This is a genomic window from Enterococcus alishanensis (assembly GCF_019218635.1).
GTDB classification, from domain to species: Bacteria; Bacillota; Bacilli; order Lactobacillales; family Enterococcaceae; genus Enterococcus_A; species Enterococcus_A alishanensis.
Window position 1 is genome coordinate 635,742 of record NZ_JAHUZB010000001.1, and the last position, 22,487, is coordinate 658,228.

General features: G+C 35.7%; 24 protein-coding genes. 17 read left to right on the forward strand and 7 right to left on the reverse strand.

The features are described 5' to 3' along the window. The first annotated feature begins 2 nt into the window (after positions 1 to 2). Entirely contained in the window at positions 3 to 713 is a 711-nt protein-coding gene (budA, locus tag KUA55_RS03115; protein WP_218324704.1) for an acetolactate decarboxylase, read from the forward strand. An 89-nt stretch (positions 714 to 802) separates the two neighbouring features. Here the strand turns inward: budA and KUA55_RS03120 are convergent, their stop codons facing one another. Next, positions 803 to 2,164: a peptidoglycan DD-metalloendopeptidase family protein gene (locus tag KUA55_RS03120; protein ID WP_218324705.1), complete on the reverse strand. Its 1,362-nt coding sequence runs from the start codon at positions 2,162 to 2,164 to the stop codon at positions 803 to 805. 269 nt (positions 2,165 to 2,433) lie between these two features. Between KUA55_RS03120 and KUA55_RS03125 the strand changes: the two genes are divergently transcribed. Both KUA55_RS03125 and KUA55_RS03130 read left to right on the forward strand, forming a co-directional pair. Continuing rightward, positions 2,434 to 2,910, forward strand: a complete 477-nt coding sequence (locus KUA55_RS03125; protein ID WP_218324706.1) for a GAF domain-containing protein — start codon at positions 2,434 to 2,436, stop codon at positions 2,908 to 2,910. 106 nt (positions 2,911 to 3,016) lie between these two features. Next, positions 3,017 to 3,241 (forward strand): hypothetical protein, encoded by a 225-nt coding sequence (locus tag KUA55_RS03130; protein ID WP_218324707.1) that lies wholly within the window; start codon positions 3,017 to 3,019, stop codon positions 3,239 to 3,241. 70 nt (positions 3,242 to 3,311) lie between these two features. On the opposite strand, the gene KUA55_RS03135 is transcribed toward KUA55_RS03130, so the two are convergent. The 3 genes from KUA55_RS03135 to acnA are packed head-to-tail and all read right to left on the reverse strand — an operon-like array spanning position 3,312 to position 7,460. Beyond that, complete coding sequence (locus KUA55_RS03135) at positions 3,312 to 3,524, reverse strand: hypothetical protein (protein ID WP_218324708.1); 213 nt, start codon at positions 3,522 to 3,524, stop codon at positions 3,312 to 3,314. A 60-nt stretch (positions 3,525 to 3,584) separates the two neighbouring features. Further along, positions 3,585 to 4,802: an NADP-dependent isocitrate dehydrogenase gene (icd, locus tag KUA55_RS03140; protein WP_218324709.1), complete on the reverse strand. Its 1,218-nt coding sequence runs from the start codon at positions 4,800 to 4,802 to the stop codon at positions 3,585 to 3,587. Next, a complete protein-coding gene (gene acnA, locus KUA55_RS03145) occupies positions 4,803 to 7,460 on the reverse strand; it encodes an aconitate hydratase AcnA (protein ID WP_218324710.1) in 2,658 nt (885 codons plus the stop codon). A gap of 169 nt (positions 7,461 to 7,629) precedes the next feature. On the opposite strand from acnA, the gene KUA55_RS03150 reads away from it, so the two are divergent. Beyond that, the gene (locus tag KUA55_RS03150; protein ID WP_218324711.1) at positions 7,630 to 8,976 is read left to right on the forward strand and encodes a citrate/2-methylcitrate synthase; all 1,347 of its coding nucleotides are present in this window, start codon (positions 7,630 to 7,632) and stop codon (positions 8,974 to 8,976) included. Between the two features lie 19 nt (positions 8,977 to 8,995). Here the strand turns inward: KUA55_RS03150 and KUA55_RS03155 are convergent, their stop codons facing one another. Continuing rightward, entirely contained in the window at positions 8,996 to 10,003 is a 1,008-nt protein-coding gene (locus tag KUA55_RS03155) for a HesA/MoeB/ThiF family protein (protein WP_218324712.1), read from the reverse strand. A gap of 113 nt (positions 10,004 to 10,116) precedes the next feature. Between KUA55_RS03155 and moaC the strand changes: the two genes are divergently transcribed. The 9 genes from moaC (at position 10,117) to KUA55_RS03200 (ending at position 16,484) form a co-directional block, all read left to right on the forward strand. Further along, positions 10,117 to 10,590, forward strand: a complete 474-nt coding sequence (gene moaC, locus KUA55_RS03160; RefSeq protein ID WP_218324713.1) for a cyclic pyranopterin monophosphate synthase MoaC — start codon at positions 10,117 to 10,119, stop codon at positions 10,588 to 10,590. 131 nt (positions 10,591 to 10,721) lie between these two features. Beyond that, the gene (locus tag KUA55_RS03165) at positions 10,722 to 11,144 is read left to right on the forward strand and encodes a molybdenum cofactor biosynthesis protein MoaE (RefSeq protein ID WP_218324714.1); all 423 of its coding nucleotides are present in this window, start codon (positions 10,722 to 10,724) and stop codon (positions 11,142 to 11,144) included. Then, positions 11,128 to 11,373, forward strand: a complete 246-nt coding sequence (locus KUA55_RS03170) for a MoaD/ThiS family protein (protein ID WP_218324715.1) — start codon at positions 11,128 to 11,130, stop codon at positions 11,371 to 11,373. The genes KUA55_RS03165 and KUA55_RS03170 overlap by 17 nt, the downstream gene beginning before the upstream one ends. 4 nt (positions 11,374 to 11,377) lie before the next feature. After that, positions 11,378 to 12,394 (forward strand): GTP 3',8-cyclase MoaA, encoded by a 1,017-nt coding sequence (gene moaA, locus KUA55_RS03175; RefSeq protein WP_246601357.1) that lies wholly within the window; start codon positions 11,378 to 11,380, stop codon positions 12,392 to 12,394. Positions 12,395 to 12,516: 122 nt separating this feature from the next. Beyond that, positions 12,517 to 13,488, forward strand: coding sequence for a molybdopterin-binding protein (locus KUA55_RS03180; protein ID WP_218324716.1), 972 nt, complete (start codon positions 12,517 to 12,519; stop codon positions 13,486 to 13,488). 14 nt (positions 13,489 to 13,502) lie between these two features. Then, on the forward strand, positions 13,503 to 14,171 hold the full coding sequence (gene modB / locus KUA55_RS03185; protein WP_218324717.1) for a molybdate ABC transporter permease subunit: 669 nt from the start codon (positions 13,503 to 13,505) through the stop codon (positions 14,169 to 14,171). Further along, positions 14,168 to 15,196 (forward strand): sulfate/molybdate ABC transporter ATP-binding protein, encoded by a 1,029-nt coding sequence (locus tag KUA55_RS03190; protein WP_218324718.1) that lies wholly within the window; start codon positions 14,168 to 14,170, stop codon positions 15,194 to 15,196. The genes modB and KUA55_RS03190 overlap by 4 nt, the downstream gene beginning before the upstream one ends. Before the next feature lie 12 nt (positions 15,197 to 15,208). After that, the gene (locus KUA55_RS03195) at positions 15,209 to 15,712 is read left to right on the forward strand and encodes a MogA/MoaB family molybdenum cofactor biosynthesis protein (RefSeq protein WP_218324719.1); all 504 of its coding nucleotides are present in this window, start codon (positions 15,209 to 15,211) and stop codon (positions 15,710 to 15,712) included. A 79-nt stretch (positions 15,713 to 15,791) separates the two neighbouring features. Then, on the forward strand, positions 15,792 to 16,484 hold the full coding sequence (locus KUA55_RS03200; protein WP_218324720.1) for a sunset domain-containing protein: 693 nt from the start codon (positions 15,792 to 15,794) through the stop codon (positions 16,482 to 16,484). Between the two features lie 50 nt (positions 16,485 to 16,534). On the opposite strand, the gene modA is transcribed toward KUA55_RS03200, so the two are convergent. Beyond that, complete coding sequence (modA, locus tag KUA55_RS03205; protein ID WP_218324721.1) at positions 16,535 to 17,362, reverse strand: molybdate ABC transporter substrate-binding protein; 828 nt, start codon at positions 17,360 to 17,362, stop codon at positions 16,535 to 16,537. Between the two features lie 286 nt (positions 17,363 to 17,648). Between modA and KUA55_RS03210 the strand changes: the two genes are divergently transcribed. Genes KUA55_RS03210 through yqeB form a run of 3 tightly spaced genes read left to right on the forward strand, consistent with a single transcriptional unit; the run spans position 17,649 to position 20,180 of the window. Beyond that, the gene (locus tag KUA55_RS03210) at positions 17,649 to 18,641 is read left to right on the forward strand and encodes an XdhC family protein (protein WP_218324722.1); all 993 of its coding nucleotides are present in this window, start codon (positions 17,649 to 17,651) and stop codon (positions 18,639 to 18,641) included. Then, entirely contained in the window at positions 18,631 to 19,371 is a 741-nt protein-coding gene (gene yqeC, locus KUA55_RS03215; RefSeq protein WP_218324723.1) for a selenium cofactor biosynthesis protein YqeC, read from the forward strand. Before KUA55_RS03210 ends, yqeC begins: the two co-directional genes overlap by 11 nt. Further along, entirely contained in the window at positions 19,359 to 20,180 is an 822-nt protein-coding gene (yqeB, locus tag KUA55_RS03220; protein ID WP_218324724.1) for a selenium-dependent molybdenum cofactor biosynthesis protein YqeB, read from the forward strand. Before yqeC ends, yqeB begins: the two co-directional genes overlap by 13 nt. A 57-nt stretch (positions 20,181 to 20,237) precedes the next feature. Here yqeB and KUA55_RS03225 read toward each other — a convergent pair whose 3' ends face one another. Then, positions 20,238 to 20,870, reverse strand: a complete 633-nt coding sequence (locus KUA55_RS03225) for a helix-turn-helix transcriptional regulator (protein WP_218324725.1) — start codon at positions 20,868 to 20,870, stop codon at positions 20,238 to 20,240. A gap of 268 nt (positions 20,871 to 21,138) precedes the next feature. On the opposite strand from KUA55_RS03225, the gene ssnA reads away from it, so the two are divergent. Beyond that, complete coding sequence (gene ssnA / locus KUA55_RS03230) at positions 21,139 to 22,473, forward strand: putative aminohydrolase SsnA (protein WP_218324726.1); 1,335 nt, start codon at positions 21,139 to 21,141, stop codon at positions 22,471 to 22,473. The last annotated feature ends 14 nt before the right edge of the window (positions 22,474 to 22,487 follow it).

The following is a 22,487-nucleotide window of genomic DNA, read 5'->3' on the forward strand; positions in this document are numbered from 1 at the left end:
AGGTGAATACTTTGAATTATTTATATCAACACGGTACGCTTGGCGGTTTAATGGCAAGCTTGATGGATGGCACAGTCGCAATTTCAGATATGTTGCAACAAGGTGATTTAGGTATCGGGACATTGAGTGGATCGAATGGCGAATTAGTTATTCTTGACGGTGTTGCTTATCATGTTAATGAAGAAGGAAATGTCCATATTTTAACTGGTCAAGAGTTGGCTACTTATTCTGCAGTTACTAAATTCGTTCAACAACAGACTTTTCCAATTGAGCGATTAAAGGATAGCCAAGAAGTAAAACAAGAAATTTTAGATAAACTAAGTCCCAACTTGTTTGCTGCTGTGAAAATTACCGGAACTTTCCAGCATATGCATGTACGGGTGGTGCAAAAACAAGAAAAGCCTTATCCTAAATTTGTTGAAGTTGCAAGACATCAACCAGAATTTGAAACAAATGACGTGAAAGGGACGATTGTTGGCTTCTTTACCCCCAGTTTATTTCATGGGGCTTCTGTTGCAGGGTTTCATCTTCACTTCATTAGTGATGATCGTACTTTTGGTGGTCATGTTTTAGATTTTAAATTAAGTGAAGGCAAGGTCGCATTAGAAGAGCTAGAAGAGTTCCGTCAACATTTTCCGATTAATGACGAAGACTTTTTGGAACAAGAAATAGATTTTGATAGTATTTCAAAAGATATTGAAGAAGCTGAATAGTATATAGTTGAAAGTAGTAAAGGAATTTTCTTTACTACTTTTTTTTGCAAAAAAACCCTCTTATAAGAAAGAGGGAAGTGTTTTAAATATTAAATTCCTAGTAATGGTGCTGGATTTAAGAACCCTGACCATAAAGCTGTTGATACACCAAAGTGTAAATGAACACCAGTTGAATTACCTGTAGTTCCCATGCCGCCTAATACTTGTCCAGCACTCACAGATTGACCAACACTTACACTTGGTGATGAAACCATATGCATGTAGTAAGTGTAGTAGCCATCTGGATGTTGGATAACAACATGGTTCCCAGCTGACCAATGGAATCCTGATTCTACAACAGTTCCTGCTTTTGAAGCAAAAATTGATGTACCAGTTGCACCAGCGAAATCAATACCATCATGTTGGGTACCAGAAGCACCAGTTGGATCAACTCGTCCACCAAAAGGACTAGTAACAACTAATGAAATTCCTAGAGGTGATGCAAAACCACTTGCATTACTTGCAGGAGCGCTAGTTGATGGTGTTGGTGTAGAAACTACTGTATTATTATTTGCTGTTGCATCTGTAGCTGTTTGAGCCACTTGCGCTTGTTCTTGTGCCGTAGCTGCTGCTACTTGTGCCGCCGCTGCTTGTGCAGCAGTCTCAGCTTCAGCTGCTTGTTTTTCAGCTTCTTCAGCCGCTTTTGCTGCTGCTGCTTGGGCTTCTTTTTGGGCTTGTTGACGAGCTTCTTCTTCAGCTTTACGTTGTTCTTCTAAGACTTTCAAAGCTTCTTCACGTTTTCTTTCCGCTTCAGCTTGTTGTGCTTGATATTGTTCCTTTTGACTAACTTCAGTTGCTAAGTTTGCTTGAAGTTGATTTGCTTTTACATCTTGTGAAAGCTTTGTTTCAACTAGCTTATCTTGTTGTGCTTTTAATTCATTTGTTTTAGTGTTGATGGTTTCTAATTTTGTTTTGGCTTCAGTTTCTAGTTTTTTCAAGGAATCTTTATCGGCTTTTTGTTGCGTCATAGTTTCATTACTTGTAGAAACCATTTTAGTAACTGCTACTGTTTTTTCAACAAACTCACCAAATGATTCAGCATCGATTACAGCACTGACAAGATTCATTGAACCTTGGTCTGTTTGAACATTTCTGGCTTGTTCTTTTAAGCGTGCTTCACGTTTTTCGATTTTTTCTTGTAAAACTTGGATTTTACTAGTTAATTCACTTAATTTTTCTTCTTCAGTTGTTTTTTGTTTTAACACATCATTTACTTGTGTTTCTAAATCAGTAATTTCTTGTTGAATTGTACTTTGTTGTGTTTGAACTGCGCCCTGTTGGCCAGTTAAATCAGCAATTTTTTGATCTTGCTCAGCAATTTTTTGGTCATATTCATCAGCACTTGCCGCTAAAGGGCCGCCTAACGTTAGTGCACATACTAGTAATGCAGTAGATTTCTTGAATTTGATCATTTTTAATCCTCACTTAATCCTTTTATTTATCTCAATAATTTATTGTCAATTCTTCGATAATACCATAATTGATTATATAGAAATATTTGAAGGAAAAAAGTAAAAACGATGAATTTTTATCCAATCGTATTTTTTGTAACCAAATTGAAATAAAAATCTAGTTCATTTATCTTGAAATCAGCTTGACACAGTCGCAATTATTTGATTTTATTCCAATTATCAGTTGAAATGATAAAGTAATCTATATTGCACCTAAGGAGATGACAAAAATGAGTTGGAAAAATCAAGAAGAAAAAAAGGCAGCTTATGATTTATTGTTGATGCAACAAGAAGCATTGTTGGAAGGAGAAAGTGATCTCATTTCGATATTAGCAAATTCATCTGCATTGTTAAATATGACCTTACCAGATACTGTTTTTGCAGGGTATTATCTTTATAAGAACGAAGAATTAATTTTAGGACCTTTTCAAGGTGGGGTTTCTTGTGTGCATATCAAACTGGGCAAAGGAGTATGTGGTGAAGCAGCGGAAAAGAGACAAACAATGATAGTTGATAATGTTTTAACTCATAAAAATTATATCGCTTGTGATTCTAGTGCTCGTTCTGAAATTGTTGTTCCAATTGTGAAAAAGGATAATTTGATTGGTGTGTTAGATATCGATAGTACAGAAATCGGTAGTTATGATCAAATGGATCGAGAATATTTAGAGAGATATATTGCATTATTAATGAAGTATGTGGATTAAATGATCTAATAAGATGATTATATGAGAAATATTCGGTTTGTATAGCAATCTTTTTGAAGAAATGTTACGATGTAAACGTAGTCAAATTAATCAATGAGGTGAATATATGAATAAAGAAGCGATTATTGTTGGAAGAAACTATGAATGTCGTAAAAATGATTTTGCCCGTCCGATCATTGGTGAGGTGATTCAGTTAGAAGATGACAAGTGTGTGGTTGATGTTCAACGATTTTATGGACTGGATGTCGATAAAATTGATGCGTCTAACGGCAAAATAGAAGTTAAATATAGTGAAATTCACGGCGTTTCTAATGGTGTATTCTTTAATTAAATATCTTTGAGAGCTTTATCTTGAGTTTGAATTACAAAAAGACTCCTTAGCATTTTGCTAAGGAGTCTTTTTAACGTAATCCTTGGTATAATTCTGAAGCAAGGATTTCTTTGATAACTTCACCATTATAACCTTTTGGGGTTGATTCATCTGGGCTATTTTTATAGCGATAATCAACTAATTTTTCATCTTTGTAGTAAGCCCAAATCATTTCATCGCCGATTTCTTCAAGATCTGCCCGCAAGTCTAACAATAAATCACTGATTGAATCGTAGTAATTCATTTGCTCACCTCCTACATCTATTTTAGGCAAAAGGATAGCAGAGCGCAAGTTGTTATGATTTTATAATAACGAAATCAAATAGTCACCGAACTCACTAGTTGAAAGGGCCTCAATCTTCAATGCAGAAGCGAAATCTTTAGTTACTTTATAATCTTTTAGTGCTACTTCGATGGCGTTGATAATTTTTTGACTGGCTTCATTCCAGCCTAAGTAATCTAACATCATCGTTGCCGAAAGTAATAATGAGCAGGGATTAGCATAGCCTTTACCTGCAATATCCGGTGCTGTTCCATGAGTAGATTCAAAAATAGCGAAGCCGGTTTGATAATTAATATTTGCACCAGGCGCGATGCCAATGCCACCAACTTGTGCTGCTAGAGCGTCAGAAATGTAATCTCCATTTAAATTAGTTGTCGCAACAACTTGAAATTTTTCTGGATATAATAAAATTTGTTGTAAAAAATTGTCAGCTATCACATCGTCGACGATAATTTTTCCAGCAGCTTTAGCTTCTTCTAAAGCAGCATCAGCAGCAGCTTGATTTTCCTGAGTCAGAATATCGTGATATTCTTTCATTGTAAAAGTTTGCGGGAAATCATTTTTCAATAATTCATAACCCCAATTTTTAAAGCCACCTTCAGTGAATTTCATGATATTGCCCTTATGAACGAGCGTTAAGCGCGTAAGCTTGTTTGAAATAGCATACTCAACTGCTGAGCGAACAAGACGCTGGCTACCTTCCTTAGAGATTGGTTTGATTCCAAGAGCCGTAGTTTCAGGGAAGCGAACTTTACTGACATTTAATTGTTTATTCAAAAAATTAAACAATTCTGCTTCCTCTTTGGAATCCTTCTCAAACTCAATCCCAGCATACACATCTTCAGTGTTTTCTCGAAAAATTGTCATATTGGTTTTTTCAGGTTCCTTTAATGGTGAAGGAACGCCAGGGAAATACCGAACAGGCCGCACGCAAGCATATAAGTCAAAATCTTGTCGTAAGGTCACATTTAGCGAACGAAATCCTTCGCCAATTGGGGTAGTTAATGGACCTTTAATAGCAATTTTATACTCTGAAATGGCTGCTAATGTTTCTTCAGGTAACCAAGTACCTGTTTCTTCAAAAGCTTTTCCACCAGCTAAAACTTCCAACCAATTAATTTTTTTCTCATCTTGATAGGCAGCAGTTACCGCGGCATCTACCACTTTTTCAGTAACTTGCCAAATCTCAGGGCCAATACCGTCACCGGCAATATAAGGAATAGTAGGTGTATTAGACAATTAGGCACGCTCCTTTATTTTTTTTCTGATAACTAAGGGTAAAATACCTTGGTTTTTCCAATAATCAATATCGGCCTGCGCATCAAACCGTAATTTTACTTGAAATTTTAATGGGTTTTCACCAGTTACAGAAACTGTAACTAACTGTTGAATTGTAGGTTCATCTGGTAAATCAAAGCTGAATTGTTCATTTCCAGTCAATCCTAAAGTCTCGGCATTTTCTCCCGGTAAATATTCAAATGGGACAATACCCATCATAACTAGATTACTACGATGAATTCGTTCATAACTCTCAGCTAAAACAGCTTTTACACCCAATAAGGCAGTTCCTTTAGCTGCCCAATCGCGGGAAGAACCCATACCATAGTCCTTTCCAGTTAAAATGACAGTATTTTGATGGTTTTCTTGATATTTCATTGCTGCATCATAGATTGACATTTCTTCGCCAGTTAGTAAATATTTGGTATAGCCGCCAGTTATTTCAGGTGTTAATTGATTTTGCAGCCGAATATTGCCAAAAGTTCCCCGCATCATTACTTCATGATTGCCTCGTCGTGAACCAAATGAATTAAAATCTTTGTAAGTTAAGCCAGCAGCTTTTAAATATTTTCCAGCTGGAGAATCCAAACCGATATTTCCAGCAGGTGATATATGATCTGTCGTAACAGTATCACCAAATTTTGCTAAAACCGCTAAATTAGATAAATCTTGATTGATGGTAACTTCTTCTGTTAAGTCTTCGAAAAAAGGTGGGTTTGCTATATAAGTCGAAGCATCATCCCAACTATAGACAGCACCTGCTGATGTTTCAATTTGATTCCAACGTTGATTTGAATGATAAACATCCTTGTAAGCTTCTGTGAAATCTTCAGGTTCTAAATAATTAGCAATATAATTTTCGACTTCTTTATTACTAGGCCATAAATCTTCTAGATAAACGGGTCCTGCTGGGCCTGATCCAATTGGTTCATTGGTTAAATCTTTAGTGACCGTCCCAGCTAATGCATATGCAATGACTAAAGGTGGTGAAGCCAAATAGTTTGCTTTGATCAATGGATGAATCCGTCCTTCAAAATTCCGATTGCCAGATAAAACAGCCGAAACAACCAAATCATTTTCCTTAATTGTTTCTTCGATAGCGGGATCTAAAGGACCAGAATTACCGATACAAGTGGTACAGCCATAACCAACTAAATCAAAACCAAGCTGTTCCAGATAAGGCATTAAACCACCTTTTTCTAAATAACTTGTGACAATTTTTGATCCAGGGGCTAATGAAGTTTTAACAAAATCAGGAACGGCTAATCCTTTTTCAATCGCATTTTTGGCTAATAGTCCAGCGGCCACCATGACCGATGGATTTGAAGTGTTTGTACAGCTTGTAATTGCAGCCAATGCTAAATCACCAGTTTGTAGTTTTTCATTGCGATCTTTGACTACAGCAGTTTTTTGAATTTCTGCTGTTGTTAACCCAAATCCTTGAGGACCTGCCGGATTCGTTAAGGTCGTTTTAAAATTTTCTGCTACTTCTTTAACTGGAATGCGGTCTTGTGGACGTTTCGGTCCAGCTAAAGCTGGTTGAATATCAGCTAAATTTAAATGGATAATCCGTGAATATTCAGCTTCTTTTGTTGGGTCGTAAAATAAATGATTTGCTTTAGTGTAAGCTTCTACTAGTGCAATTTGTTCTTCTGAACGTCCAGTCAGACGTAAGTATTTCAAAGTTTCCTGATCAATCGGGAAATAACCACAAGTGGCTCCATATTCTGGTGCCATATTAGCAATAGTTGCTCGGTCAGAAAGATTGAGTTTTTGATAACCTTCGCCGAAATACTCAACGAATTTTCCAACAACTTTTTCGTTTCTAAGCAGTTGTGTCAAATGTAAAGCTAAATCAGTTGCATTTGTACTAGGATGGAGTTGACCACTTATTTTCACACCAATTACTTCAGGTGTTGGAAAATAAGAAGCTTCTCCTAAAATTGCCGCTTCGGCTTCAATCCCACCAACTCCCCAGCCTAAGACACCTAAGCCATTGATCATAGTTGTGTGAGAATCAGTTCCTTCTAAAGAATCAGGGAAAAGAATTTTTTCGCCTGCTTTTTCAGCGGTTAGAACAACATCAGATAGATACTCTAAATTTACTTGGTGAATAATGCCTGTTTCAGGAGGGACAACCTCAAAATTATCGAAAGCTTGTTGCGCCCACTTTAAAAATTGATAACGCTCATGATTACGTTCGAATTCTTTTTCGGTATTGTATGCTAGACTGGTTTGCTTTCCAGCACAATCAACTTGAACCGAATGATCGACTACTAGTGTCACGGGAATTTCTGGATTAATTAGTTGCGGTTTGCCACCCAGTTTAACGACAGCATCTCGCATCGCTGCTAAGTCGACAATGGCAGGTACACCTGTAAAATCTTGTAAAATGACACGAGAAGGTCGGAAAGGAATCACGCCGTCTGGTTTTTTTGCATCGTAATTCACTAAATCAGCTAAATCTTCGGATTCATTGTGACGGATTAAACTCTCTAATAATATGCGAATGCTGTAAGGATACTTCGAGATATCTTTTCCCAAGGAACTTACAGTTGATTCTAAATCAAAAAAGGTATATTGTTCGTTATTTACTGTTAGCTTTTTTTTGTTATCCAAAATCTATAACCTCCATCATTGTTATTTCATAGAAATCTTTTGACTAATTATACGGTGAAAAAAAAAGAAAGTAAATCTATTTGTTAAAAGTATTTCATTTTAAAATAATGATGCTATAATGTAAATCAAATTACTTATGCATAAAAAGATTGGTTAGGAGGACATATCCATGTTAGATTTGAATCAAATGGCAGCGCTTTGCAGAAAAGAAGACCAATTAGATACTTCATTATATAATAAATATGATGTAAAAAAAGGTTTACGAGATATTGATGGGAAAGGTGTTTTGGCAGGTTTGACTAATATTTCTACAATTTATCCACAAAAAATTGTAGATGGAAAAATTATCTCTGATAAAGGAGAGCTACGTTATCGAGGAATTGATATTAATCAATTGGTAGGTGGCTTTGTTTCTGAAGAGCGTTTAGGCTTTGAAGAAATTAGTTTTTTGTTATTATTTGGACAGTTACCAACCTCACATGAACTTGAAAATTATCAGCAGATTATTGCTAAAAAACGAACGCTCCCGAAAAACTTCACGAGAGATGTTATCATGAAAAAACCTTCTCATAGTATTATGAATGCGATGTCACGAAGTGTTCTGACCCTTGGCTGTTATGATGACCAAGCAGATAATACGTCAATTGAAAATGTTTTGGATCAAAGTCTTTCATTAATAAGTATCTTTCCGATGTTAGCAGTCTATGCTTACCATGCCTATAATCATTATGATAATCAAGGAAGTATGTATATCCATCGACCAGATGAATCTTTAAGTGCAGCCGAAGCAATATTAACAATGTTACGACCAGATAAAAAATATACTTTCCAAGAGGCACAAACTTTAGATATGGCATTAGTTCTACATATGGAACATGGCGGTGGGAATAACTCAACATTTACCACTCGAGTAGTGACTTCCAGTGGCACAGATACTTATTCAGCCATTGGCGCAGCATTGGGATCATTAAAAGGACCTAAACATGGTGGCGCAAATATTAAAGTGACACAAATGATGGATTTTTTGAAAAAAGAAATTACTGATCCTACGGATGATGAAGAAATCTATAATTATTTGAAAAAAATTCTAAACAAAGAAGTCTTTGACCAACAAGGGTTGATTTATGGTATGGGTCACGCAATTTATGGAGATTCTGATCCAAGGGCAACAATTTTCAAAAATTATGTTGAAAAATTAGCGAGTGAAAAGGGTTCAGAAGCACAAGCAGAATTTGACTTGTATCGACGTATCGAATATTTGGCCCCCAAAGTAATTGCTGAAGAACGAAATATTTATAAAGGTGTGAGTGCCAATATCGATTTCTTCTCGGGGTTTGTCTATCATATGCTGGGATTGCCGGAAGAATTATACACACCAATGTTTGCGATTGCCAGAATTGTTGGCTGGTCTAGTCATCGGATTGAAGAGTTGGTAAATGGTAATAAAATCATTCGTCCGGCCTACATGGAAGTATCTCATGATTTAGAGTACACGCCGATTGATTTAAGAGGATAAATAATAGGAGATAAGCAAATTAATGCTTATCTCCTATTATTTTTTTGAACTTTTCAAAAACAGGGGTTACTTCAGTTAAATCATGATAGCCGTAAAAAAGCATGCGACCATTTTTAAAACTGGTCATATTATACTGATTTAGTTTTATTTGAATAGCTAAATTATTTTTCTTGTAAGTTAAGTTTTCTTTTTGGGCGTACTTTTCCAGCAATTGAAGATCTATATTAGAAAAATTTGCTTGAAAAATATTACCACAGGCTTTTTTTAATGATACGGTTTGGGTTTCAATCGGCAGCTTATGTTTTGAGCAAACAGGACAATCTGTGTTTTTAGAAATTTTAAATTGGTAAGTATGAAAAGGCCAAGCTTCAATGACGTGCATCGTGTGCCAATCAATCAATTTTGGCTCAACAATTAACTGAAAAGCTAATGAAATTTGAATGCTAGAAATCATTGGAATTAATGGTGTAATTACCCCTAAAGTTTCACAGCTTTGTCCTTCTAATTCAGTAAGATTAGGAAAAACACAATTTAAACAAGGTCCCTTACTAGGGTGTAGCGCCATTACTTGTCCACTTGTCCCTCCACATGAGGCAAAAATAAAAGGTTTTTTATAATGCAAACAAAAATCATTAATGAAACTGCGAACTAAAAAATTATCGGTACAATCTAATACTAAATCCACCATTTGAAATTGTTCAAAAATACCATGGTCAAAGTAAGCTTGTTGCGTAGTGACTTCGACAGCAGGATTAATTTGTTGTAATTGTTCTGCAGCAGCAATTACTTTTGGCCTTTTTTTTTCTGCATCTGCCGTTGTAAAAAGTGTTTGACGCTGTAAGTTACTTAATTCGACGGTGTCAGGATCAATTAAAAATAAGTGTTTAATTCCAGCACGAACAAGCTGCTCAGCAGCATATGTACCAAGAGCGCCACAGCCAACAATTAGAATAGTTGCTTGAGTAATTTTATCTTGTCCGGTTTGTCCAATTTTTGAAACACGGATTTGACGATCATAACGGTTCATAGCTTTTTCCTCACAATTTGATAAAATAAATGTAATAACTATCTCAAAAGTAACATATAAAGCAGTTTTTGTAATTGTATTTTTTAAGATTGAATTTCTAGGAGGACTAATAAATGGATAATTTAACGCATTTTAATCAGCAAAATCGTGCCAAAATGGTGGATGTTAGTGAGAAAGCTGTAACCACTAGAGAAGCAACTGCGACGGTGAAAATTATTATGGCAGAAGAAACGCTACAACGAATTCATGCGGGACAAGTGAAAAAAGGAGATGTGTTGGCGGTTGCACAAGTTGCTGGAATTATGGCTGCAAAAAAAACCAGTGAATTAATTCCCATGTGTCATCTTTTGCCGTTAAGTGGTGTGGATATTCATTTCTCTGACAATCAGATTGATACGTTAACAATTACAGCAACTGTAAGAGTGAATCATCAGACCGGTGTTGAAATGGAAGCCTTGACCGCTTGTCAAATTACAGCTCTGACCGTTTATGATATGTGTAAAGCGATGGATCGAGGAATGCAAATTACGGACTGTCATTTAATAGAGAAAAAAGGTGGTAAGAGTGGTCACTTTGTTTACAAATAAGAATCAATCTTAAATAATAAAAAAATATATTTTTTTAGGTATCAAAAAAATTATTTTTGTAATATAATATTTGGTAAGGAAACGTTTGCAAAAATAAGCGTAGGAGAACTTTTATAGGAAGGTATGTTCTTATGGCCATCATAAAATTACAAACAGAACCAATCCAAGTAAACGAACTGTATCAACAATTAAAAGATCCGAAATTTGGTGGGATTGTGACTTTTAATGGCACAATTCGTGAGTGGACCGGGGACATACAAACTCAAAAAATTGAGTATACTGCTTACCATCAAATGGCGATCAAAGAATTAGAAAAATTAGCAGCCCCTGTGGAAGCAAAGGGAGCTCGTGTAATTATTGTTCATCGCTTAGGGGAACTAGCTGTGACTGATGAAGCAGTTTTTATTGGCGTGGCAATGCCGCATCGTAAAGAGGCTTTTGAAGGTTGTGAATATATCATTGATCATTTAAAGGAAACTGTCCCAATTTGGAAAAAAGAATTGAACAAAAACGAAACAAGATGGGGAGGAACGATGAATGGTGAAGACAATTAAATTATTTGCTTATCTAAGTGAGCAAGTCAGTCCAGAGGTTTCATTGGAATTACCAGAACAAATTGATAAAGAGATTATTCTTTCAGCAATGAGTCATGCTTATCCATTGTTTAAAGGAGAAATTAAGACGTGTAACGTGGCAATCAATCAACAATTTGTGATTGACGAAAGCTATTTTTCTCACGATGTTGCTGAAATTGCTTTGATACCGCCAGTTAGTGGAGGTTAGAACTATGATGAAACCAGAAACGAAAATTTTAAAAGATCGTTTTGGGCGAGTCCATGATTATGTTCGTATTTCTGTGACTGATAAATGCAATCTCCGTTGTGTTTATTGTATGCCAGAAGAAGGATTACCTTTTTTTCCAGATGACAAAGTATTAAGTGGTCATGAAATTATTCAAATGGTAGAAAATTTCGCTGCTATGGGTGTAAAAAAAATACGCCTGACAGGAGGAGAACCATTATTACGGCAAGATATTGAAGAAATAATTACTGGTATTGCTGAAATTCCTGAAATTGAAGATATTTCAGTTACAACCAATGGTTTAGCATTAGTTAAAAAAGCTGAAAAATTATACCAGGCAGGATTAAATCGCTTGAATATTAGTTTGGATACTTTTGATCCAGTTAGTTACAAAACAATGACTCGCGGTGGCCAATTACAACGAGTACTAAATGGAATTGAAGTCGCTAGCCAGTTGCCTTTTGATAAAATCAAAATTAATACGGTTATTATCAATGGTCAAAATGATCATGAAATGGTTGATTTTTTAAAATATTCCATTGATCATGATGTTAATGTTCGCTTTATTGAATTTATGCCGATTAGTCAGGAAAATAAAGCGGACTGGGCGAAACAATATATGGGTATTGAACAAGTTTTTGATATTTGTGATATGCAAGGTTGGAAAGTTGAAGCAATCGATTTAGCAGGAAACGGTCCTTCTGACAATTATAAAATAATTGGTGGAAAAGGGAGCTTCGGCTTGATTCATCCGATCAGCTGCAATTTTTGTGAAAGCTGTAATCGTCTGAGAGTTACTGCGGATGGTTGTGTGAAATCTTGTTTATATTGGGATGAAGAGGATAGCGTTAGAGAAGAAATTGCTGATTTTTCAGCTTTTGAAGAAAAAATTCAAACTATTTTAGGGACAAAACCAGAAAATCATGAAATGGCCTTAGCAGAAGCTGATAAAGTAAAAGATAAGAAGCCAACCTGGCGACACATGAGTCAAATTGGTGGGTAAATAAAGTGCTAAATAATTTTAAACACACCAAACTTTTTTTCAATAAAGCGCTATCTTTTAAATTGTGAACGTGGTAATCTTAAAATAAGATTACTACGTTTTTTTATGAAGGAGGGATTTATTTGCAAACAATAGCAACAAAAGATGCAGTCGGTATGAGACTAGTCCAAGACGTAACTCAGATTATTCCAGGTGAAAAAAAAGGTCCTCGCTTTAAAAAAGGGCATTTGATAAAGTCTGAAGATGTTCCAATTTTGTTATCGATGGGGAAAGAAAATCTCTACGTTTGGACAGAATCTGACGATATGCTCCACGAAGAGGCGGCAGCGGAAATATTATATCAAATGTGTGCTTCGGAAAATGTTTATCCAACTGATGTTTCAGAAGGAAAAATTGAAGCAAAATCTAAAGTCTCGGGTTTATTAAAAGTTGACGTGGAACGTTTAAAGAAACTCAATAGCTTTGGTGAAATGATGATTGCGACAAAGCCAACTTATTTTGAAGCTGAAAAAGATCAGACTGTTGCAGGAATGCGTGTTATTCCTTTATTTATTGAAAAAGAAAAAATGAATCAAGTTGTTGAGTTAGTTGGCCCAGCACCGTTACTTGAGATTGCGCCATTTAAGTTTAAAAAAGTTGCAATCGTTACTACAGGGAGTGAAATTTTTAAAGGACGAATTAAAGACGGCTTTGAACCAGTGCTTAGAAAAAAAATGGCCGCCTATCCGACTGAAATTGTAGCAGTGAAAATAGTTGATGATCAATTATCTATGATTAAAGAAGCGGTTAACGAAATGTTGGCAATTGCCGATATCGTTTTATGTACAGGTGGAATGAGTGTTGATGCTGACGATCTGACACCGCGAGCAATTAATGAAAGTGCGGATGATTTTGTAACATATGGAACGCCAGTTTTACCGGGCGCCATGTTTGCGTTGGCTTATACAAAAACCGGTCAAGCAATCATGGGATTGCCAGGCTCAGTTATTTTTGCTAAACGAACTGTTTTTGACCTTATTTTCCCTCGTATTATGGCAGATATACCGGTCGATTTTTCTGATATTGCTGATTTAGGACACGGTGGATTATTGTAGAAAGTAGGGATTTTATGTCACCATTTATGCTGTCAATGAAGACGGCACTAGTTTCGATTTTGATTACTTTTGTATTGGGCTTACTAACGGCAAAGTTCGTTAGTGGTTTACGGCACAAAAGTATTCGAGCAGTTTTTGATGGCCTTTTAACTTTACCAATGGTTTTACCGCCAACAGTTGCTGGTTTTTTCTTATTATATCTTTTTGGTGTTCAGCGACCATTAGGGAAATTATTTTTGGAAATATTTAATTGGCGGATTGCATTTTCATGGGGGGCAACGGTGATTGCAGCAGTAGTCATTTCTTTTCCATTGATGTATCGATCCGCTCTGGGTGCATTAGAGCAGGTGGATGAAAACTACTTGTATGCCGCTCGAACATTAGGATTATCCGAAACCTATATATTTTTACGGATACAGCTCCCTTTGGCAACTCCTGGAATTTTATCAGGTGGAATTTTAGCATTTGCCAGAGGTTTGGGAGAGTTCGGAGCCACAGCGATGATTGCCGGAAATATTCCAGGAATTACTCGTACCTTGCCGTTATCAATATATTCTTACGTGTCTGCGGGTCGTATGCAAGACGCCTATAAAGAAGTAGGAATTATTGTCGTATTTTCATTTGTTATTGTTGTGCTAATGAATGTGCTAACATTTAAAAGAAGAAAAAAGGGAAAAATATGAGCTTAGAATTGAAGATAAAAAAGAAACTACAGGAATTTACTCTTTCAGCAGAAATTACTTCACAGGATGATTTGACTGCATTATTAGGAGCTTCTGGTTCTGGAAAAAGTATGCTTTTAAAATGTATCGCTGGAATTGAAACACCAGATGAAGGATATATTCGTTTAAACGGACGAACTTTATTTGACTCGCAGAAAAAAATCAATTTGAAACCGCAAAAAAGAAAAGTAGGCATTTTATTTCAAAATTACGCTTTGTTTCCTAACTTCACTGTCCGTCAAAATATTGCTAGTGGATTAAAGAAAAAATCTAATCAACGAACCAACCAGCTATTACAGCAATTCGAGCTAGAAAACATAGCTAATCAATACGGCGAAGAGTTATCAGGTGGTCAGCAGCAAAGGGTAGCATTGGCTCGTTTGTTAGCGAGTGAACCTGAAATTTTATTATTAGATGAACCTTTTTCCGCGTTGGATACTTTTTTAAAAGATAAAGTCGAATTAGAAATGAAAAATTTCATTAATAATTATCAAGGAGACGTGTTCATTGTTACCCACAATCGTAACGAAGCCTATCGTTTATGTGAAAAACTAATTATTTTGCATCAAGGGGAAACGCTTGAACAAGGTGATTTAAAAAGGATTTTCGCAAAACCTAAGTATTTGGCCACATCAAAATTAACTGGCTGTAAAAATTTTTCAGCAATCGAAAAAATAAGTGATTATCAACTACGTGCGCTTGATTGGGGTATTGAGCTAACAACTAATGAAAAAATATCAATAGACATTAGTTATATTGGTATACGTTCTCATTATTTTCAAACAGGACAAGTAGGAGAGCAAAATACGTTTGAAGTGACAGTAATCGATCAAACAGAGAGTCCTTTTGAAATTCAAAAATATTGTCAGACTGAATATTCAGACGAAATCATCTGGTGGGAATATGAAAAAAATCAAAAAGCAGCTGAAAATTTTTCGGTTTATTTGAAAATTTCACCTAAAAATATTCAATTACTTAAAAATTAGGAGGTGAAAAAAGTGGCTTTTAAAGTCGTTGTAATAACTGCAAGTGACAGTGGCTATGCTGGAAAAAGAGAAGATTTAAGTGGAGAAAAAGTAATTGAAATTTGTCAAAAAAATCAGTTGTCTGTCATAAAAAAAATAATCTTACCTGATGAAGCTGCCTTATTAAGTCAAACGATGGAACAAATAGCTGATCAAGAAGAAGCTGATTTAATCTTAACGACTGGCGGTACGGGCCTTGCTCCGAGAGATTGTACACCAGAAGCAACACTAGCCATTGCGGATCGAATGGTTCCTGGTTTTTCAGAAGCAATGCGCAGCTTAAGCTTGCAAATAACAAAGCGGGCGATGCTAAGTCGGGGCGTTTCGGTTACAAGAAAAGCTACATTAATCATTAACTTACCGGGAAGCACCAAAGCAGTTGATGAGTCTTTGTCCTACATTATTGATCAAATCCCTCATGCATTGGCCTTATTAAAGAATCAAAAGCAAGCTTCTCAAAATCATTTTGAAAAATAAATATTTTTTATAAAAGATTATTGACGTTTTTTGAAATTATTTAGATAATTAAGATAAGTCAAACAAGAGGAGGAATAAAATGAAGAAAAAAATATTAGTATGGTTGTTGGGACTATCGATTCTTGGTGTGTTTACTGTTGGTGAGAAAGTAGACGCCGCAGAAATGTTAAGATTGTACAATCCTAATTCAGGTGAACATTTTTACACGGCTGACGGAACTGAAAAAAATCAATTAGCATCCGCTGGCTGGCAGTACGAAGGAACAGGCTGGGTAGCTCCAGATAATGGAGATCCGGTTTATCGTGTGTATAATCCGAATGTAGGAGATCACCACTATACCCTAAACGTAAGTGAAAAAGATCATTTAATTTCAGTTGGTTGGCAATATGAAGGGATTGGCTGGTATTCAGACACGCAAGAAACAGTTGCCGTTTACCGCGCATATAATCCAAACGCACAAACCGGTAGCCATAATTACACAACAAATACTGGTGAGCAACAAAGTTTATTATCAGCAGGTTGGCATGATGAAAATATTGGTTGGTATGCCATTGGAGAAGGACGACCAATAGTCAATCCATCTACTCCTGGTAATTCTAACAATAGCGGCGTTTATGTTGATGCCCAAGGAAATGGATTAATTAAAGGTTCTCAAAATAATATTTATCATATTCCAGGAAGTAAGTATTATGATCGTACAACAAATGTTGTTGCGTGGTTTAAAACTATTGCCGAAGCTGAGGCTGCTGGATATCGTGCACCTCAAAATTAACAAAAAAGGATTCATGCACTCATAAGAATGCATGAATCCTTTTTATCATATTATTTTTCTGGAGTAAAACCGTAATCTTTGAAAATATCACTAGCTGCGTCAGATTTTAAGTATTTTAAAAATGTTGCAGCAGCTTTGCTGTTTTTACTGTCTTTGATTTGTCCAATTGGATAAACAATTGGTTCTGTTAAGCTATCTTCCGGTGCTGTTGCTACGATTTCAACTTTGTCAGTTGTTTTAGCATCTGTTTCATAGACTAGCCCTGCATTGGCGCTACCTTCAGCTACCCAATTTAGTACCTCTGTTACATTTGTTCCTTGAGAAAACTTACTTTGTAATTCATCCCACAAACCTAATGAAGTTAAAGCTTCTTGTGCATATTGTCCCGCTGGTACGCTCGCAGGATCACCAATTGCAATGGTTTCAGCTTTTGTTAAATCGTCAAAGCTCGAGATATCATCTGGATTGTCAGTAGGAACAATTAAGACTAATTTGTTTTCTAGAAGATTGCTGACTGTTTTATCATCAATAAAGCCACCTTCTTCTAAAGCTGTCATTTGTGCAGTCGCTGCAGAGAAGAAAATATCAGCATCTAAACCTTGTTCAATTTGCGTTTGCAATTTACCTGAACTATCATAAGTTCCTTCAATCGTCACATTTGGATGTTCTTTCTCATAAGCTGGGATTATTTTTTCTTCAAATGCATATTGCAAGCTGGCTGCAGCTGCAATTTTAACGGTAACTTTTTCCTCGCTACTGCTGGCTCCACTGCTGTCAGTTGCTGATGAGTTGGAACTTGTATCATTACCGCTGCCACACCCACCTAGTAATAATAAAGATACTCCTGCTGCTAATAAACCAAATTTCAATTTTTTCACGTCAAATATCCTCCTACTTCTTTTTGATAAATTAAGTTTAGCACGCTATTCGTGTAAAAGATAGCGTTTTCTAAAAAAAAATAAGTATAAACAAATTTTTTTTAGTTTTTTTAGAAACAACTAAAAAAACTGATGTAACAGTATTTGTAACCAAAATATTTTTTTGGTCTGTTTGTTTTTACTAATAATTGATGATATAATTTGTAAGAAGAAATTTTTTTAGCAAAAAAATAGAGCGGTTACATATTACAAAATAATCATAATTTAAGAAAAGTAGGTGATATTTATGAAAGAAATATTTGAATTTTTGTTACAGCAATTTGAAGAGAAAAAACCAGTAGTCTTAGTTACTGTTGTCAATAGTCATGGATCAGCACCAAGAAAACAAGGAGCGAAAATGCTAGTTGGTGAAGAGGGGATTCTAGCAGGGACGGTAGGAGGTGGAAAAGTTGAGTACACTTGTATCACAAAAGCTCAAGATTTATTAACGAAAAAAGAAAATGCTTTTGAGAAATATAAACTGACGCCTAAGGAAGCGGCAGGTTTGGGTATGGTTTGTGGTGGACAAGTGGAAATGCTGTTCCAATATTTATCCTTTGAAACAAAAGAATTATTTACAGTGATTAATCAGGCTTTAACTGCTTTACAAAACAATCAAGCTGCTTATTTATTGACAGCGTTGGATTTAGATTCAGATCAACCCATCATCTTTTTGGCTGAGAAATCAGAAGATACAGAGGATTTTCCTGAGAAGAGCGGAGTGATTATTTATCAAGAAAATGAGTATATTGCAGAGGTTCTAAGCCAGCCTGGGAAAGTTTATATTTTCGGAGGCGGGCACGTTTCTCAAGCTTTAGTTCCTGTTTTACAGTATTTAGATTTTTATACAGTCGTACTAGATGATCGTCCGGAATTTTTAACAGACGTACTTTTTCCAGCAGCTGATCAACGAAAGCTGGTAGATTTCGAAAATATTCCAGCAACAGTAGAAATTACCAAAGATGATTTTGTCATCTCGGTGACAAGAGGACATTTATTTGATTTCAAAGTTGCTGTTCAACTGTTGCATTCACCTGCTTACTATATCGGTATGATGGGCAGTGCTCATAAAATTGCAGTTCAAAAGAAGAAATTAAAAGAATCAGGTTTTAGCCAAACTGAAATAGAGCGAATTTATATGCCAATTGGTTTATCAATTAAAGCCGAAACACCACCAGAATTGGCGATTAGTATTGCAGGAGAGTTAATCAAAGTTAGAGCTGAAAAAAATGAAAACTAAACCGACTAAAGAATTATCTGAATGTTTTAACTTACCTGAAAAAGCCGTTGTTTCAATTATTGGCAGTGGTGGTAAGACAACTCTGTTAAACTACTTGGCGCAAAAATATGCAGCTGAAAAAGTTTTAGTTGCCACAACGACGAAAATGAGGATGCCTGAAAAGAATGAGTATGATCAAATATATTTTTCTGAGTTTGACCAATTAGGTAAAAAAAGCGGAATTAGTTTTGCAGCAAGAGTAACGTCAGATGAAGAAAAAGTGACTTTTCCTTCTGATCCGGCTGTCCGTGCATCTTTTGCAAATTTTGATCAGGTTTTTTTAGAAGCGGATGGTTCGAAACAATTGCCATTAAAGGCTTGGGCTGATTTTGAACCAGTCATTTTGCCAGAGACAACGGTCACAATCGGTGTGCTGCCAATCAAAGCCTTGCATAAAAAAATTAATACAACTACGGTGCATCGCTTACCATTATTTTTAGAATGGCTGTCTGTTGTGGCTGAGAAAGAAATAAGTTTAAAGCTCCTTGCTGAAATTGTAATCCAAGAAAAAGGTTTATTTTATTTAGCGCAGGGAATAGAAATATTATTCATTAACCAAGTAGATACAAAAGATGATCTAGAAAATGCTCAACAATTAGCAGAAGAAATCAATCAATTTCCCCATCAAATAACTAAAATCATTGCTGGTAGTGGGCAAAAAGAAGAGGGAATAATTTTATGGGAAAAATAAATGAAACAATCGTCGTGATTCGTGGCGGTGGAGATTTGGCAACTGGTGTAGTTCAAAAATTTCAACGAACGGGCTTTAAAGTATTGATTTTGGAAATAGCCCAACCGCTGGCGATTAGACGAACAGTTGCGTTGTGTTCCGCAGTTTACGATGGTGTTTATCAAGTGGAAGATATTAAGGCTAGAAGAGCAGATTCATTTGAGGAAATAAACAAAATCTGGCAAGCGAGTGAGGTACCAATTCTAATTGATCCTGAAGGAAAATCTATTGAAAAACTGAAGCCAACCATCGTGGTAGATGCGATTTTGGCTAAACGTAATTTAGGAACCAGTCAACAATTAGCACCGATAACTATCGCATTAGGCCCAGGATTCACGGCTGGAAAAGATGTAGATATTGTAATCGAAACCATGCGCGGACACGCATTAGCTAAATTAATTTTTTCTGGAACAGCTTTACCGAACACGGGTGTCCCAGGAATTATCGGTGGCAAAAGTAATGAAAGAGTGATTCATTCACCTGCTGGTGGTAAAGTTGAACATATCCATCAAATTGGAGATCGGGTAAAAAAAGATCAGGTACTTTTTAAAGTTGATAATGTGGAAGTGAAGTCTCCATTAGATGGCACCTTAAGAGGATTAATTGAAGCAGGGTTAACTATTCGAAAAGGTTTAAAAGTAGCTGATGTTGATCCACGACCGTCAGAAGAAATTGATTATTTAGCTATTTCTGACAAAGCTCGAGCATTAGGGGGGGCGGCTTTGGAGGCGGCCTTTATTAAAATGAATCAACTGAAAAGTTTGGAGTAATATCCAAACTTTTTTTGAAAAAAAGGACCTGAACTATTTTTAGTTCAGGCCTAGAATTTATCCAATGTAATTGTATAGAGTATATTTTGAAATGTTGAAAAACTTCGCTACTTTGTCTCCTGATTTAGTAATCAAGAAAGCACCTTTTTTATTCAAGAACTGGATGCTCTTAACTTTATCTTCTTTAGTCATTAGAGCCACAGGTTTACCAACGATTCGGACAGATTCCAAAATTAATTCATCAAGTAATTGATTGACGTTTTTTGGAATCAAACTATTGTCAGTTGTTGTCTCTTCTTCAGAAGTGGCAGTTAGTTTATGCAACGCATTTTCAGCTGCAAAGATGGAGGAAGTATCAAAGTTGATTGAAAAGATACCATCTAACTTACCTTCATCATTTTTAAAATAAATTGTGCTAGATTTTAACACGCGACCATCGTGAGTGCGGGTTAAATAATTAAATCGGTTTTGTAATTCTTCTGGATCTTTTTTCAATGTTTCTAATACGATTTGAGAAGGGCCATCACCAATATGACGAGCAGTCACGTGGCCGTTTTCAATATAGATAATTGAATGCTCCGCATCGTCTGAATCAACCTTGTGAATGACAACTTCACAATCTTCACCAAATTGAGTTGTAATCGCTTTACCAATTTGTCGCAAAAATTCCACATTGTTTTCTGATAGCATCTTAAAAACCTCCAATATACCAATCTCATGATAACAAGACTTTAATTTTTCGTGTTTTCTCAAAACAATATTACCATGAAAATATTGAGAAAACAAACCAACAAAAAAATTTTTTAGTAAGGCTTTTTTTTTTTTAGTTTTGTGCTATACTATGGTTAAGCAAGAAACAACAAGAAACGTTGACCACAAAATTGTAAAGGGCTTCAAAAAAAGTTTTTTATGATTTAAAAAATTAAAATTGTAAGCGTTATCTAAAAGGAGGAAAACTATGTTACTCATTGGAAATGGTCACTTAATTACGCGTCAAAAAGAAAATGCTTTTATTGAAAATGGTGCAGTTGCAATCGATGGAAAAACGATTAAAGAAGTTGGCCAAACAAAAGATTTGAAGGCAAAGTACCCAGAGGCAGATTTTATTGACGCAAAAGGTGGCGTGATTATGCCAGGGTTTATCAACATGCATAATCATATCTATAGTACATTTGCTCGTGGATTAAGTATTAATGGTTACAATCCAAAAAACTTTATGGATATTTTAGAAGGTCAATGGTTCAAAATTGATAGTGAAATGAACAATCATACGACATTACAAAGCGGACGAGTTTCTTATTTAGAAAGTATTAAAAATGGTGTTACAACAATGTTCGATCATCAAGCAAGTTATGGAGAAGTTAGCGGTAGTTTGGAACAATTATCAAACGCTGCTGACGAGATGGGTATCAGAACTTGTTTATGTTATGAAGTCTCTGATCGAAATGGCGTAAAACCAGCTGAGGAAGCAATTGAAGAAAATGTTCGATTCATTAATGCTGCTAAAGCGCGTAAAGATGATATGCAAAAAGCTATGATGGGGATGCATGCAGCCTTTACAGTTTCAGATGAAACATTTGAAAAAGCACGTAAAGTAACACCTTCAGATATTGGTTTCCACATTCACGTGGCAGAAGATATTGCTGATGTGAAAGACTCACTACACAAGTACAATAAGCCAATCGTTAATCGCCTTTATGATTTAGATATTTTAGGTTCTAAATCAATGTTAGGTCACTGCATTTATATCAATCCACATGAAATGAAACTAATTAAAGATACAGACACAATGGTTGTAACAAATCCTGAATCTAATATGGGTAATGCAGTAGGTTGCCCACCAATTATTCGAATGTTTAATGAATTTAATATTATGTGTGGTTTAGGGACAGATGGTTACACGCAAGATATAACCGAATCTTACAAAGTAGGAAACATTATTCATAAACATCACTTAGCAGATCCAACTGTTGCTTGGGCTGAAATTCCAGCAATGTTATTTGACAACAATGCTGCGATGGCAAACCGCTATTTTGACACTAAACTTGGTGTATTAGAACCTGATGCTGCTGGCGATGTAATCATTGTAGATTATCACGCAGCTACTCCAATGAATGAAAGTAATTTTAATAGTCATATTTTATTCGGTATGAATGGTGCAAATGTAACTGACACAATTGTTGCTGGAGATGTTCGAATGCGTAATCGTGAAGTGGTTGGAATTGACCAAGAGGAAGTTTACGCAAGTGCCCGTGAAGAAGCTGTTAAATTATGGAATAGAATTAACAAATAGAAAGTCAAATCAAT

Excerpts from the sequence above, each read along its gene's own strand:
- ssnA (WP_218324726.1), top strand. The coding sequence starts at position 21,139 with ATGTTACTCATTGGAAATGGTCACTTAATTACGCGTCAAAAAGAAAAT.
- KUA55_RS03120 (WP_218324705.1), bottom strand. The coding sequence starts at position 2,164 with ATGATCAAATTCAAGAAATCTACTGCATTACTAGTATGTGCACTAACG.
- yqeC (WP_218324723.1), top strand. The coding sequence starts at position 18,631 with ATGAAAACTAAACCGACTAAAGAATTATCTGAATGTTTTAACTTACCT.
- moaC (WP_218324713.1), top strand. The coding sequence starts at position 10,117 with ATGGATAATTTAACGCATTTTAATCAGCAAAATCGTGCCAAAATGGTG.
- KUA55_RS03155 (WP_218324712.1), bottom strand. The coding sequence starts at position 10,003 with ATGAACCGTTATGATCGTCAAATCCGTGTTTCAAAAATTGGACAAACC.
- KUA55_RS03125 (WP_218324706.1), top strand. The coding sequence starts at position 2,434 with ATGAGTTGGAAAAATCAAGAAGAAAAAAAGGCAGCTTATGATTTATTG.
- KUA55_RS03165 (WP_218324714.1), top strand. The coding sequence starts at position 10,722 with ATGGCCATCATAAAATTACAAACAGAACCAATCCAAGTAAACGAACTG.
- KUA55_RS03190 (WP_218324718.1), top strand. The coding sequence starts at position 14,168 with ATGAGCTTAGAATTGAAGATAAAAAAGAAACTACAGGAATTTACTCTT.
- yqeB (WP_218324724.1), top strand. The coding sequence starts at position 19,359 with ATGGGAAAAATAAATGAAACAATCGTCGTGATTCGTGGCGGTGGAGAT.
- moaA (WP_246601357.1), top strand. The coding sequence starts at position 11,378 with ATGATGAAACCAGAAACGAAAATTTTAAAAGATCGTTTTGGGCGAGTC.
- KUA55_RS03150 (WP_218324711.1), top strand. The coding sequence starts at position 7,630 with ATGTTAGATTTGAATCAAATGGCAGCGCTTTGCAGAAAAGAAGACCAA.
- KUA55_RS03225 (WP_218324725.1), bottom strand. The coding sequence starts at position 20,870 with ATGCTATCAGAAAACAATGTGGAATTTTTGCGACAAATTGGTAAAGCG.
- modB (WP_218324717.1), top strand. The coding sequence starts at position 13,503 with ATGTCACCATTTATGCTGTCAATGAAGACGGCACTAGTTTCGATTTTG.
- KUA55_RS03210 (WP_218324722.1), top strand. The coding sequence starts at position 17,649 with ATGAAAGAAATATTTGAATTTTTGTTACAGCAATTTGAAGAGAAAAAA.
- KUA55_RS03130 (WP_218324707.1), top strand. The coding sequence starts at position 3,017 with ATGAATAAAGAAGCGATTATTGTTGGAAGAAACTATGAATGTCGTAAA.
- KUA55_RS03170 (WP_218324715.1), top strand. The coding sequence starts at position 11,128 with ATGGTGAAGACAATTAAATTATTTGCTTATCTAAGTGAGCAAGTCAGT.
- KUA55_RS03135 (WP_218324708.1), bottom strand. The coding sequence starts at position 3,524 with ATGAATTACTACGATTCAATCAGTGATTTATTGTTAGACTTGCGGGCA.
- KUA55_RS03200 (WP_218324720.1), top strand. The coding sequence starts at position 15,792 with ATGAAGAAAAAAATATTAGTATGGTTGTTGGGACTATCGATTCTTGGT.